Source organism: Parasphingopyxis sp. CP4 (assembly GCF_013378055.1).
Lineage (GTDB): Bacteria > Pseudomonadota > Alphaproteobacteria > Sphingomonadales > Sphingomonadaceae > Parasphingopyxis.
In genome coordinates this window covers 1,322,948-1,336,632 of record NZ_CP051130.1, presented here as the reverse complement: position 1 = coordinate 1,336,632, position 13,685 = coordinate 1,322,948, and the positions used below count along the sequence as shown (strand labels likewise).

The window sequence follows — 13,685 nt, the reverse complement described above, 5'->3', positions numbered from 1 at the left end:
CCCCATCAATTTATGTGCGCAACAGCCGACTATGTCTGTATAAAGTCGACAGCATAGCCTTGTTCGTTTTTGCGCATTATGGCGTGCGCGACTTATTATTTGGAATCTGGAGGAAAGCAATGCGCTCCGTTGAGCATTTCATCGGTGGTAACCCGGCAGGCGGCGGTTCACGCCAGCATGACATCTGGGATCCCAATAATGGCGAAGTGCAGGCAAAGGTGTCGCTGGGCACCGGCGATGAGCTTCAAAAGGCCGTCGATGCTGCAAATGCTGCACAGCCGGCATGGGCCGCCACTAACCCGCAGCGCCGTGCGCGCATCATGTTCGCCTTCAAGGGCCTGGTCGAAGCGCATATGGACGAGCTCGCCGAATTGCTCTCGTCTGAGCATGGCAAGGTCATCGCCGATTCGAAAGGCGATGTGCAGCGCGGGCTTGAAGTTATCGAATTCTGCTGCGGTATCCCGCATGTCCTGAAGGGCGAGTATACCCAGGGCGCGGGTCCCGGCATCGATGTCTATTCGATGCGCCAGCCGCTCGGCATTTGTGCAGGCATCACGCCGTTCAATTTCCCGGCGATGATCCCGATGTGGATGTTTGGCGTGGCGATTGCCTGCGGCAACGCGTTCATCCTGAAACCGTCCGAACGCGATCCAAGCGTTCCGGTGCGGCTTGCCGAGCTGATGAAAGAAGCTGGGCTTCCCGACGGAATTCTCCAGGTCGTGCATGGCGACAAGCAGATGGTCGACGCGATCCTCGATCATGAGGATATCATGGCGGTCAGCTTTGTCGGTTCTTCCGATATTGCCCATTATGTTTATCAGCGCGGCACCGAGAACGGCAAGCGCGTCCAGGCGATGGGCGGCGCGAAGAATCACGGCATCGTCATGCCCGACGCCGATCTCGATCAGGTTGTGAACGATCTGGCAGGCGCGGCATTTGGCAGTGCGGGGGAGCGCTGCATGGCGCTTCCGGTGGTCGTGCCGGTTGGCGATGAGACCGCAGATCGCCTGCGGGAGAAGATGATCCCGGCGATCGATGCTTTGCGGGTCGGTGTCTCGACCGATGCGGACGCCCATTATGGGCCGGTCGTCACTGCCGAGCATAAGCAGCGGGTTGAGAATTGGATCCAGACGGGCGTCGACGAAGGCGCTGAGCTCGTCGTCGATGGTCGCGGCTTCACGCTGCAGGGCCATGAAAATGGCTTCTTTGTTGGCCCCTCACTGTTCGATCATGTGAAGCCCGGCATGGAAAGCTACAAGGAAGAGATTTTCGGGCCAGTGCTCCAGATGGTGCGCGCGAAAAGCTTTGAAGAAGCGCTCGAACTGCCGAGCAAGCATCAATATGGCAACGGCGTCGCGATCTTCACGCGCAACGGCCATGCAGCGCGCGAATTTGCCAGTCGTGTGAATGTCGGCATGGTCGGCATCAATGTGCCGATCCCGGTTCCAGTGGCCTATCACAGCTTTGGCGGGTGGAAGCGCTCCGCCTTTGGCGACACCAACCAGCACGGCATGGAAGGCGTGAAATTCTGGACCAAGGTCAAGACGATCACCCAGCGCTGGCCGGACGGCTCGCCCGATGGCGGCAACGCCTTTGTGATCCCGACAATGGGGTAGCATCGGTGGATAGGCTGGATATGTCTGGTTTCTGGATTGGGCAATTCAACTACGACGACAGCTGGCTGGGTGACCCGGTATCATTCTTCGCCGTGTTAGCCGACAAAAATGGTGCCCTGAGCGGCACAATCAGCGAACCCAATACTGTCGGCACCTCTTCGCCAGAATTGAACGCCTTTGTGAATGGTGGGCGTCGCGGGCGTTCCGTTAGTTTTGCAAAGACCTATGACGGCGCAAGCGACGCCGCTCATCGTGTGGACTATGAAGGCACTCTGTCGTCGGATGGTGGACAAGTTGACGGTTGGTGGTCGCTTGAAGATCTCGCCGGAGCCTTCCGCATGACACGGGAGATTGTGGAGGAAGAAGTGATTGACGTCGACGCCGAGGTAGAGCTGTCCACAGATATGGCTAAGGGCATCGAAGGACGCGTTTGCCGACTGGCTGACCAATTTTCGAAAGGAGACGAGCATGGTTGATTCCAGTAGTAGGCACACAGCCTCCGCGTCGCCCTTTGAAAAGGCATTTGGTTTTTCGCGTGCCATACGCAAAGGCAATCGCATTCTGGTTGCCGGGACCGGGCCGATTGAGCCGGATGGCAGTTCGACACCCGGCGATGCGGCGGACCAGGCGCGGCGCTGTTTTGCGATCATCGAGGCGGCGATTGTGGAATTGGGCGGATCGCTCTCGGATGTCGTGCGCACGCGGATGTTTGTCACCGATGCCGCCGATGGCGAGCGGATCGGAGCGATCCATGGCGAGTTGTTTGGGGAAATCCGGCCTGCATCGACGATGGTCGTTGTCGCCGCCTTGCTACGGCCCGAATGGCGCGTCGAAATCGAGGCGGAAGCGGAAATCGGCTAATTACGCTGGAGCGCAGGCCGGAAGGCAGGAGTACTGCGATGGCTGGCGCTTGCTTGCTCGGGGTATTATGAGGCGCGCATGACTCAATTCGAATTGACCGATGAACAGCGCCAAATCCAGGAAATGGCGCAGAAATTCACCGCGGACGAAATCACGCCCCATGCTGCCGAATGGGACGAGAAGCATCATTTCCCGCGCGATGTGGTCCAAAAAACCGGCGAACTTGGCTTTGGCGCGATTTATGTGTCCGAGGAATCGGGCGGCATCAATCTGGGCCGGCTGGAAGCCGCGCTGATCATGGAGGCGATGGCCTATGGCTGCCCCGCCACCAGCGCCTATATCTCGATCCACAATATGGCGAGCTGGATGATTGATCGCTTCGGCGGCGATACGGTGAAGGCAAAATTCCTGCCCAAGCTCGTGACGATGGAACATATTGCGAGCTACGCGCTGACCGAACCCGGATCAGGGTCCGACGCGGCAGGCCTCAAGACAAGTGCGAAGCGCGATGGTGACCATTATGTGTTGAACGGCACCAAGCAGTTTATCTCCGGTTCCGGTTTCAACGATATCTATGTCGTGATGGTTCGCACCGGCGACCATAAAAACAAGGGCATTTCCTGCTTGGTCATCGAAAAGGATACGCCGGGATTGTCCTTTGGTAAGCCTGAGAAAAAGCTGGGCTGGAATGCTTCGCCAACCGCGCAGCTGATCTTCGAAGATTGCCGCGTCCCGGTTGAAAATCGCGTTGGCCAGGAAGGCGAGGGGTTCAACTTTGCCATGGCCGGGCTTGATGGCGGGCGGCTCAACATTGGCGCGTGCAGCCTGGGCGGCGCCCAACGCTGTCTCGACGAAGCGGTTGCCTATACGAAGGAACGCCAGCAATTTGACCAGCCGATCGCCGATTTCCAGAACACCCAATTCATGCTTGCCGATATGGCTACCGAGCTCGAAGCGGCCCGCGCGCTGCTGTATCTCGCCGCGGCCAAGGTGACGGCCAATGCACCTGACAAGACGCGTTTCTCCGCCATGGCCAAGCGGCTTGCGACCGACAGCGGCAGTAATATCGTCAATAACGCGCTGCAGCTATTTGGGGGTTATGGCTATTTGAAAGAATATCCGATCGAGCGGTTTTGGCGCGATCTGCGCGTGCATTCGATTCTCGAGGGCACCAACCAGGTCATGCGCATGATCGTCTCGCGCGATATGCTGCGGCAATAGGCAGGCCGGATATCCAATTCCGCTAGTGTCGAGCGAAGTCGAGACACGGACGGCGGGATAGGCTGTCTCGACTTTGTTCTCGACTGCGCTCGAACCGCCGCTCGACATGGACGGATAGAATGAGAAGGTGAATGCTATGAGTTACGAAACCATCCTCGTCGAACAGCGCGGCGCGGTTACATTGATCACGCTGAACCGGCCAAAGGCTCTGAATGCGCTGAACAGCGACGTGCTCGCAGATCTCGCCGATGCCTTTGCCGCTTATGAAGCGGATGATGGCCAGCGCTGCGCGATCCTGACCGGCTCCGGCGACAAGGCCTTTGCAGCCGGCGCGGACATCAAGGAGATGTTCGATAAGGCGGCCGCCGATTTCTACCTGGAAGACTTTTTCGCGAAATGGACAAGCGATATCGTGAAGGCGGTTCGCAAGCCCTGGATCGCGGCGGTTAATGGCTTTGCGCTGGGTGGCGGCTGTGAGCTTGCAATGATGGCGGATTTCATCATTGCGTCGGACAAAGCCAAGTTTGGCCAGCCCGAAATCAATCTGGGTGTCGCGCCCGGCATGGGCGGATCGCAGCGGCTGACCCGCGCGATCGGCAAGTCGAAGGCGATGGAAATGTGCCTGACCGGCCGGATGATGGATGCCGAGGAAGGCGAACGCTCCGGTCTCGTGGCACGCGTGGTTGCCCATGATACGCTGCTCGACGAAGCCATGAAGAGCGCAGAGACGATCGCCTCAAAAGCGCCGATGGCTGCGCGGGTGAACAAGGAAATGGTCAATGCGGCATTTGAAATGACACTCGATCAGGGGGTCGTGCATGAGCGCCGCCTGTTCCAGATTTTGACCGCCACCCAAGACAAGACCGAAGGCATGGGCGCATTTATCGACAAGCGCGATGCCGAATGGAAGGGACGCTAAGATGACGACTATAGCCTTTATCGGCCTGGGGAATATGGGCGCGGGAATGGCCGCGAACCTGGCCAAGGCGGGACATGATGTCGCCGCGTTCGATATCTCCGAAGCGGCGCTTGAAACCGCCAAAGCCAATGGCTGCCGGGTTGCCGAATCCGGCGCAGACGCGGTGAAGGGGGCAGAAGCCGTCGTTACCATGTTGCCCGCGGGCAAGCATGTGAAAGCGGTCTATGTCGACGATGTGTTCGATCATGCTGAGCCCGGTACATTGCTCCTCGATTGTTCGACGATTGACGTCGGCACGGCGCGCAAGGTGGGCGAGCAGGCGTTGAGCAAGGGCTTCCTGATGGTCGATGCGCCGGTATCCGGCGGGATTGCTGCGGCCGCTGGCGGGACGCTGACATTCATGGTCGGCGGCAGCGAAACGGCATTTGAGCGCGCCCAGCCAATTCTCGAAGAGATGGGCAAAGCGGTGATCCATGCCGGCGATTCAGGCGCAGGGCAGGCGGCCAAGATCTGCAACAATATGTTGCTCGGCGCGACGATGATCGCGACCTGCGAGACGTTCAACCTTGCCCAGTCGCTCGGCCTCGATCCGCAAACCTTCTTCGATATTTCGAGCAAGGCATCTGGCCAGAGCTGGTCGATGACAAGCTATTGCCCGGTTCCGGGTGTCGGCCCGGAGAGCCCGGCCGATAATGGCTATGAGGGCGGCTTTGCGGCTCCCTTGATGCTGAAGGACCTCAAGCTTGCCATGGAAGCCGCGGATGAGGCCGATATGCGTACGCCGATGGGTGCCAAGGCGCGGGCGATGTATGAGCAATATGTGAAGCATGGCGGCGAGAAAAAGGATTTCTCCGGCATCATCAAGTTCCTCGAAACCAGCAGTACGGATTGACAATTCGGGCCTGCTCTTCTTTCTGAAGCGCAAAGGGGAGTGTGATGCAGGACGTACTCGAAGATCTTGAACGCCGCCGCGAGCAGGCGCGGATGGGCGGCGGCCAGAAGCGGATCGACGGCCAGCATGCCAAGGGCAAGCTGACGGCGCGTGAGCGGCTGCTCGTGCTGTTCGACGAAGGCTCGTTTGAAGAGCTGGATATGTTCGTCGAGCATAATTGCGTCGATTTCGACATGCAGGAGCAGGTGGTGCCGGGTGATGGCGTGGTCACCGGATCGGGGACGATCAACGGCCGGCTGGTCTATGCTTTCAGCCAGGATTTCACGGTATTCGGTGGTTCGCTGTCCGAGCGGCATGCCGAGAAGATCTGCAAGGTGATGGATACCGCGATGAAAGTCGGTGCGCCCGTGATCGGGCTCAACGATTCCGGCGGGGCCCGCATCCAGGAAGGCGTAGCGAGCCTTGGCGGCTATGCCGAAGTGTTCCAGCGCAACGTGCTCGCATCGGGCGTCGTACCGCAGCTTTCGCTGATCATGGGGCCTTGTGCTGGCGGGGCCGTTTACAGCCCGGCCATGACCGACTTCATCTTCATGGTGAAGGACAGCTCCTATATGTTCGTGACCGGTCCGGATGTTGTGAAGACGGTGACCAATGAAGTCGTGACCCAGGAAGAACTGGGCGGTGCGGTAACGCATACGACCAAGTCCGGCGTTGCCGATGTGGCGTTCGAGAATGACATTGAAGCGCTGATGGCGGCGCGCGATTTCATCGATTATCTGCCCGCATCGAACCGCGAAGACGTGCCGGAGCGGCCCACTGCCGATGCCTGGGACCGCGAAGAACCAAGCCTCGACACGCTGATCCCGGCCAGCGCGGCAACGCCCTATGACATGCATGAGCTGATCCGGAAAACGGTCGATGAAGGCGAATTTTTCGAGCTTCAGCCGGCCCATGCCGCCAATATCATTATCGGTTTTGGCCGGATCGAAGGGCGCACGGTCGGGATTGTCGCCAACCAGCCCACTGTGCTCGCGGGTTGTCTCGATATCGCGGCATCCAAAAAGGGCGGGCGCTTTGTCCGCTTCTGCGATGCCTTTGATATTCCGATCGTAACCTTCGTGGACGTGCCGGGCTTCCTTCCCGGGGTCGGCCAGGAGCATAATGGCATCATCAAGAACGGTGCAAAACTGCTCTTTGCCTATGCCGAAGCGACGGTGCCCAAGATTACCGTGATTACCCGCAAAGCCTATGGCGGCGCTTATGACGTGATGGCGTCCAAGCATCTGCGCGGCGATCTCAACTATGCCTGGCCGACAGCGGAAATCGCGGTGATGGGTGCGAAGGGCGCGGTCGAGATCATCTTCCGCAAGGATATTGGCGATGAAGAGAAGATCGCCGCCCGGACCAAGGAATATGAGGACCGCTTCGCCAACCCATTCGTCGCGGCCGCCAAGGGCTTTATCGACGAAGTGATCATGCCGCACTCCACCCGCCGCCGCGTCGCGCTTGGCTTACGGAAACTCCGGAACAAGGCATTGGAGAATCCGTGGAAGAAGCATGACAATATTCCGTTGTAGGGGGTAGCCGATGCCCTCAGGACTAGTCGCCCTCCTTGATGATGTCGCTGCCATTGCCAGAGCAGCATCGGCGTCGCTCGATGATGTGAGCGTCATGTCGAAAGCGGCGGCGGCATCGCTCGACGATGTCACTGCCGCAGCGGCGCGTGCGGGAACGAAAACCGCAGGCGTGGTGATTGATGATGCAGCGGTGACCCCGCGCTATGTGACCGGCTTCGAACCGGCGCGCGAATTGCCGATGATCGCGCGGATTGCGCGGGGCTCGATCAAGAACAAGCTGTTGATATTGCTGCCGGCTGCCGTGCTGCTCGGCCAGTTCGCACCGTTCCTCATCCCCTATATCCTGATTATTGGCGGGCTGTTCCTCTGCTATGAGGCGGCCGAAAAAGTGCTCGAATGGATCCATGTCGACGAGACCAATGTCCATGAATTACCGGCGATCGTGGAGGGACCGGAGCGGGAAACTCAAATGGTTTCCGGTGCGATCCGGACCGACTTGATCCTGTCTGCTGAAATCATGGCGATCGCCTTGTCCGAAGTAACCGATCAGCTCTGGTGGCAACAGGCGCTCGTGCTTGCGCTGATCGGTATCGTGATCACCGTTGCGGTCTATGGCGCGGTCGCGCTGATCGTAAAGATGGATGATGTCGGCCTGCATCTCGCAAAGACGCGCAACAATGGTATGGCCACATTCGGGCGCGGCCTCGTCGCGTTCATGCCAAAACTACTCACCGGCATCTCGATCATCGGCACGCTCGCCATGGCTTGGGTCGGCGGCGGGTTGCTGGTCCATAATATCGCGGCGATTGGCTGGCATGGCCCTGAACATTGGATCGAACTTGTCTCCCATCCGCTGGTCGATCTGACTCCCGAAGGCATGCATGGATTCGCCGAATGGTTGATATTTGCCATCCTGTCAGGATTGGGTGGTGTTGCCATTGGCGCGGTGATCGCACCGATCGTGCATCGCATCATCCCGCATGGCGAAGCACATTGACGGCATGACGGAAATATTTGGAGGAAAAGAATGAAACTCGGACCTCTCAACCATGTCGGCGTTGCGACGCCCTCCATCACGGACAGCATCGCCTTTTGGCGCGATGTAATGGGCGCGACGACGGTTCACGAGCCGTTCGATATGCCGACCCAGGGTGTCAAAGTCTGTTTTGTCGATACGCCGAACAGCCAGATTGAGCTGATCGAGCCGCTGGGCGAGGATTCCCCGATCCATGGCTTTCTCAAGCATAATCCTAAGGGCGGGCAGCATCATCTCTGCTTCGAAGTGCCGGATATCCATGCGGCCAAGGCGGAGTTTGAGGCGCTGGGCAAGCGGGTGCTGGGCGAACCGCGGATCGGTGCGCATGGCACGTTGATCTTCTTCGTCCATCCCAAGGATATGGGCGGCGTACTCACCGAGATCATGGAAACACCCAAAGACGCGCATTGATTTCATGCCATGGATTTGACTCGCCGAGCGCGGCATGATTTACGTTAACGTAAACCAATCGCATTCCCCGGGAGAGATACGACCATGGCCGATTATGAAACCATCAAACTTGCTGTTGCGGACAATATCGCGACGATCACGCTGAACCGGCCTGAGCGGCTCAATGCGATGCCGCCGGCGATGGCCGATGAGATTTCTGCAGCGCTCGATGAAGCGCTTGGCCAGGATGTTCGCTGCGTGATCATGACCGGGGAAGGGCGCGCTTTCTGTTCAGGTGCCGATCTTGCCGGTGGCGGTCGTGACGGTGGCGGCGATATCAGCGGCGGCGATCGCGCCAAAGCGTCCCTTGATGGTCATTATAACCCGATGATGAAAAAGCTGGCCGAGCTTCCGGTCCCGTTGATTACGGCGGTTAAGGGCCCGGCGGCTGGTGTCGGTTGTTCGGCTGGGCTTGCGGGCGACTTCGTGATCTGTGGCGAATCCGGTTATTTCCTCCAGGCCTTCGTCAATATCGGTCTGGTGCCGGATGGCGGTGCGTCATGGATGCTGCCGCGTCTGATCGGCAAGTCGCGCGCCTTCGAGATGATGATGCTCGGTGAGAAGATCAAATCGGACAAGGCCCTGGAATGGGGCATGGTCCACAAGGTCGTCGCTGACGATGATCTGATGGCTGAAGCCCAAGCCTTGGCCGAACGGCTCGCCAAAGGCCCGACCAAGGCGCTTGGCCTGATGCGTCGCACGGCGATGGAAAATCTCGAGCGCAGCTATGGCGATGCCCTGGATGCTGAAGCCAATGCCCAGCGGGAAGCGGGTAACAGCCAGGATGCAATTATCGGCGCGGTATCCTTCCTCAAGAAAGAAAAACCGCAGTTTACCGGCCAATAGCGGGATTCCGTCAACCCTGAGCTTGTCGAAGGGTCGTTCTTCCTTTTATCGGTATATTCCAGGCAGGGCAGGGCTTCGACAGGCTCAGCCCAAACGGGTATTGAGCAGTTTATGAGCGATGACGTAAATAAAGACGATTGGCGGGAGCGCGCGGCCAAGGAAGTAAAGGGCCGCGATCTCACCTGGGAAACGCCCGAAGGCATACCGGTTCAGCCTGTATATGGTGCCGAGGACGCAATCGATTCCGGCCTGCCGGGTTTCGAACCGTTCACCCGGGGTCCCTATGCCTCCATGTATACCGGGCGGCCCTGGACGATCCGGCAATATGCCGGCTTTTCAACAGCCGAAGATTCCAATGCCTTTTACCGCCGTAATCTGGCTGCGGGACAAAAGGGCCTCTCGGTTGCCTTCGATCTCGCCACCCATCGCGGTTATGACAGCGATCACCCGCGCGTAACGGGCGATGTCGGCAAGGCCGGCGTCGCGATCGATACGCTCGCGGACATGCAGATCCTGTTCGATCAGATTCCGCTCGACCAAATGAGCGTGTCGATGACGATGAACGGGGCCGTGATCCCGGTGATGGCCTTCTATATCGTTGCCGCAGAAGAACAGGGCGTGTCGCAGGACAAGCTCGCCGGTACGATCCAGAACGATATCCTCAAAGAATTCATGGTGCGGAACACCTATATCTATCCGCCCGAACCATCGATGCGGATTGTCGCCGATATCATCGCCTATACCGCTGAAAACATGCCCCGTTTCAACTCGATATCGATCTCCGGCTATCATATGCATGAGGCCGGAGCGACGGCGGTCCAGGAGCTTGCCTATACGCTGGCCGATGGCATGGAATATGTCCGCGCCGCCATGGCGCAGGGGCTGGATGTCGACAGTTTCGCCCCGCGCCTCAGTTTCTTCTGGGGCATCGGCATGAACTTCTTCATGGAAGTTGCGAAGATGCGCGCGGGCCGCATGCTCTGGCATCGGATCATGGATGATTTCGGTGCCCAAAACCCGAAATCAAAGATGCTGCGCACCCATTGCCAGACATCGGGTGTCTCGCTGACGGAGCAGGATCCTTACAACAACGTCATCCGCACGACGATCGAGGCGATGGCCGCGACCTTGGGCGGCACCCAGAGCCTGCACACCAACAGTTTTGATGAAGCCGTTGCGCTGCCGACTGATTTTTCGGCGCGCATTGCCCGCAACACCCAACTGATCCTGCAAGAGGAAAGCGGCATCACCAATGTCGCCGATCCGCTGGGCGGGTCCTATTATGTCGAAGCGCTGACCCAGCAGCTTGCCGACAAGGCCTGGGAGCTGATCGAGGAAGTCGAAGAAGCGGGCGGCATGACCAAGGCCGTGGCCGATGGGCTGCCAAAACGGCATATCGAAGAAGCCGCCGCTGCCAAGGCCGCCGCCGTCGACCGCGGCGAACAGGTGATTGTCGGGGTGAACAAATATCGGCTCGAGGAAGAGCCGGAGATCGACATTCTCGACATCGATACCGCACGGGTCCGCCGCGATCAGATCGCACGCATCGACAAGACCCGCACCGAGCGCGATGAAGATGCGGCTGAAGCTGCGCTCGCCGCGATGACCGCGGGAGCCAAGGCCGATGGCAATATGCTGGCACTCGCCATCGAGTGCGCGCGGGCGCGTTGCACCTTGGGCGAAATTTCCTCAGCCATGGAAGATGCGTTCGGGCGCTATGATACGATCCCGCAGCCGGTAAGCGGCGTATATGGCGGCGCCTATGATGGATCTCCCGAATGGGAATGGGTCACGGGCGGCGTTGACACGATGGCCGAAAGGCTGGGCCGCAAGCCGAAGATCATGATCGCGAAAATGGGCCAGGACGGGCATGACCGAGGCGCAAACCTTGTTGCCTCCGCCTTTGCCGATATGGGCTTCGACGTTGTTTCGGGACCGCTGTTCCAGACGCCGGGCGAGGTTGCAGACATGGCGCTTGCCAATGATGTCGACGCCATCGGCGCGTCGAGCCTGGCGGCCGGACATAAAACGCTCATCCCGGAATTGATCACCAAGCTCGAAGAGGCGGACCGGCCCGATATCCGGGTTTTTGCCGGCGGTGTGATCCCGCAGCAGGATTATGATTTCCTGCGCAAGGCGGGGGTGAAAGGGATATTCGGACCCGGCACCAATCTGGTCGATGCCGCTGCCGAGGTGCTCAAATTGCTCGGTCACAACCTGCCGCCGCTGGATGAGGCCGCTGAGTGAATGCCGACTATCGCGATCCGGTAGAATTTTACCGCGATCATGCGGAGCAATTCGATGCCGTTCGATCGCGAACGCTGTTTGAGAAAGATTGGCTTGATGCGTTCCTGACGCTGCTACCACCCGGCGGCACCGTGCTGGATGCAGGATGCGGAGCGGGACAGCCCATTGGCCAATATATTGCGGATGCCGGTTTCCGCCTGGTCGGTCTTGATATGAGTGAGCCGCTATTGGCACTGGCGCAGCAGCGCCTGCCGGACGCCGAGTTCCACCACGCCGACCTTCGATCGTTCGAGCTGGACCGCACATTTGATGGCATTATCGCCTGGGACAGTTTCTTTCATCTGGCTCAGGATCACCAGGCTTCGACGCTGGATCGCTTTGCGCGTCATGCGTCGGATCACGCCGCGATACTGTTCACGAGCGGGACGGGACGTGGCGAAGCGATCAACCCGATGTTCGGTGAGCCGCTGTTCCATGCGAGCCTCAGCAAAGCGGATTACAAAGACACGCTTGAAGTTTTGGGCTTTTCGGTATTGAAGCATGTGGAAAGCGATCCGAATTGTGGCAATCGCACTATTTGGTTGGCCAAGCGCGGTAAAGGGACACTGAATGACGGCTGAGATTCGTACCGATTGGACCCGCGACGAGATTGCGAATCTGTTCGATCTGCCTTTTCATGAACTGCTGTGGCGCGCCCAGTCCGTGCACCGCGACAATCATGCGGCGGGCGAAGTGCAGCTTTGCACGCTTTTGTCGATCAAAACGGGCGGTTGTCCGGAAGATTGCGGCTATTGCTCGCAATCCGTCCATGCCGATAGCGGTGTCGAGGCGACCAAGCTGATGGATGTGCGTCAGGTGCTGCAATCCGCAGCCCAGGCCAAAGATGCCGGGTCCCAGCGTTTCTGTATGGGGGCCGCCTGGCGCAACCCCAAGGACCGGGACATGCCCGCGATTGTCGAGATCGTGAAAGGCGTTCGCGACATGGGTCTGGAAACCTGCATGACTCTTGGCATGCTGACGCCGAAACAGGCGGAAATGCTGAGCGAAGCGGGCCTCGATTATTATAACCACAATATCGATACCTCGCCGGAACGCTATGAAGAGGTCATCTCGACGCGCAGTTTTGCAGAGCGGATCGAGACGCTCGACAATGTTCGGGACGCCGGCATCAATGTCTGCTCAGGTGGAATTGTCGGCATGGGTGAGACGCGCGAAGATCGGGTCGGCTTTCTTCATGCGCTTGCGACACTTGAACGCCATCCGGAAAGTGTGCCGGTCAATGCGCTGGTACCGGTGAAGGGCACTGTGCTTGGCGATATCCTCCATGACGTGCCTGAGGCAAAGATCGATGACCTGGAATTTGTCCGCACGGTTGCCGTCGCCCGGATCACGATGCCGCGCTCCATGGTGCGCTTGTCAGCGGGCCGCGAAAGCATGAGCGAAAGCGTCCAGGCGCTGTGTTTCCTTGCCGGAGCGAATTCGATCTTCACCGGGGACAAGCTGCTCACGACCGGCAATCGCGGAGACGATGCCGATGCCGCGCTGTTCGAGAAGCTCGGCCTGGTGCCGCTCGAAGGCGAAGAGCCGGCCCGCGCTGATCTGGTAGCGGCGGAGTAGGGCGTTGCTGGGAGTGGCTCTTTTTGCCCTGATGCAGTTCACACCAGACGCGCAAAGCTGCGCGGATTATGGCAATCTCCCGCAGCAGCAGATGAACGCCTGCGCTTATTGGGAATATGAACTGGCCGATGCCGAGCTTCAGGATGTCTGGGAGCAGGCGATCGGATATGCGCGCAACTATCTGAGTTTCGATGATTTAAACGATGGGCGGGACAGCGGGGCAGATCGGTTAATGGCCGCGCAGCGCGCCTGGATCATCCTGCGCGACGAACATTGCGCGACCTATTCCTATCATATGCGCGGTGGCAGCGCGGAGCCATTGCTCTATCATGGCTGCCGGACCAGTATGACCCGCCAGCGCGTGACCGAGCTGCGCAACCTGATGATCGAGGACCAATAACCA

General features: G+C 59.0%; 14 protein-coding genes. All 14 read left to right on the top strand.

Annotation, left to right across the window (positions count from 1 at the left end):
* Positions 1-119: 119 nt before the first annotated feature.
* Positions 120-1,616, top strand: a complete 1,497-nt coding sequence (locus HFP51_RS06470; RefSeq protein WP_176874912.1) for a CoA-acylating methylmalonate-semialdehyde dehydrogenase — start codon at positions 120-122, stop codon at positions 1,614-1,616.
* Between the two features lie 20 nt (positions 1,617-1,636).
* On the top strand, positions 1,637-2,092 hold the full coding sequence (locus HFP51_RS06465) for a hypothetical protein (protein ID WP_176874911.1): 456 nt from the start codon (positions 1,637-1,639) through the stop codon (positions 2,090-2,092).
* A complete protein-coding gene (locus tag HFP51_RS06460) occupies positions 2,085-2,477 on the top strand; it encodes a RidA family protein (RefSeq protein ID WP_176874910.1) in 393 nt (130 codons plus the stop codon). The genes HFP51_RS06465 and HFP51_RS06460 overlap by 8 nt, the downstream gene beginning before the upstream one ends.
* Before the next feature lie 78 nt (positions 2,478-2,555).
* The gene (locus tag HFP51_RS06455) at positions 2,556-3,698 is read left to right on the top strand and encodes an acyl-CoA dehydrogenase family protein (RefSeq protein WP_176874909.1); all 1,143 of its coding nucleotides are present in this window, start codon (positions 2,556-2,558) and stop codon (positions 3,696-3,698) included.
* Between the two features lie 136 nt (positions 3,699-3,834).
* The gene (locus HFP51_RS06450; RefSeq protein ID WP_176874908.1) at positions 3,835-4,617 is read left to right on the top strand and encodes an enoyl-CoA hydratase-related protein; all 783 of its coding nucleotides are present in this window, start codon (positions 3,835-3,837) and stop codon (positions 4,615-4,617) included.
* A 1-nt stretch (position 4,618) separates the two neighbouring features.
* Positions 4,619-5,509: a 3-hydroxyisobutyrate dehydrogenase gene (mmsB, locus tag HFP51_RS06445; RefSeq protein ID WP_255454919.1), complete on the top strand. Its 891-nt coding sequence runs from the start codon at positions 4,619-4,621 to the stop codon at positions 5,507-5,509.
* A gap of 44 nt (positions 5,510-5,553) precedes the next feature.
* A complete protein-coding gene (locus tag HFP51_RS06440) occupies positions 5,554-7,086 on the top strand; it encodes an acyl-CoA carboxylase subunit beta (RefSeq protein ID WP_176874906.1) in 1,533 nt (510 codons plus the stop codon).
* 10 nt (positions 7,087-7,096) lie between these two features.
* Positions 7,097-8,083: a DUF808 domain-containing protein gene (locus HFP51_RS06435; protein ID WP_176874905.1), complete on the top strand. Its 987-nt coding sequence runs from the start codon at positions 7,097-7,099 to the stop codon at positions 8,081-8,083.
* Positions 8,084-8,113: 30 nt separating this feature from the next.
* Positions 8,114-8,533, top strand: coding sequence for a methylmalonyl-CoA epimerase (gene mce, locus HFP51_RS06430; protein ID WP_176874904.1), 420 nt, complete (start codon positions 8,114-8,116; stop codon positions 8,531-8,533).
* Between the two features lie 84 nt (positions 8,534-8,617).
* Positions 8,618-9,418 carry an enoyl-CoA hydratase-related protein gene (locus tag HFP51_RS06425; RefSeq protein WP_176874903.1) on the top strand — a complete coding sequence of 267 codons (801 nt, stop codon included), beginning with the start codon at positions 8,618-8,620 and terminating at the stop codon, positions 9,416-9,418.
* A 111-nt stretch (positions 9,419-9,529) separates the two neighbouring features.
* Positions 9,530-11,665 carry a methylmalonyl-CoA mutase gene (gene scpA / locus HFP51_RS06420; protein WP_176874902.1) on the top strand — a complete coding sequence of 712 codons (2,136 nt, stop codon included), beginning with the start codon at positions 9,530-9,532 and terminating at the stop codon, positions 11,663-11,665.
* Positions 11,662-12,285 (top strand): trans-aconitate 2-methyltransferase, encoded by a 624-nt coding sequence (locus HFP51_RS06415; protein WP_176874901.1) that lies wholly within the window; start codon positions 11,662-11,664, stop codon positions 12,283-12,285. The genes scpA and HFP51_RS06415 overlap by 4 nt, the downstream gene beginning before the upstream one ends.
* The gene (gene bioB, locus HFP51_RS06410) at positions 12,275-13,282 is read left to right on the top strand and encodes a biotin synthase BioB (RefSeq protein WP_176874900.1); all 1,008 of its coding nucleotides are present in this window, start codon (positions 12,275-12,277) and stop codon (positions 13,280-13,282) included. The genes HFP51_RS06415 and bioB overlap by 11 nt, the downstream gene beginning before the upstream one ends.
* Before the next feature lie 13 nt (positions 13,283-13,295).
* Positions 13,296-13,682: a lysozyme inhibitor LprI family protein gene (locus tag HFP51_RS06405; RefSeq protein WP_176874899.1), complete on the top strand. Its 387-nt coding sequence runs from the start codon at positions 13,296-13,298 to the stop codon at positions 13,680-13,682.
* Positions 13,683-13,685: the final 3 nt, after the last annotated feature.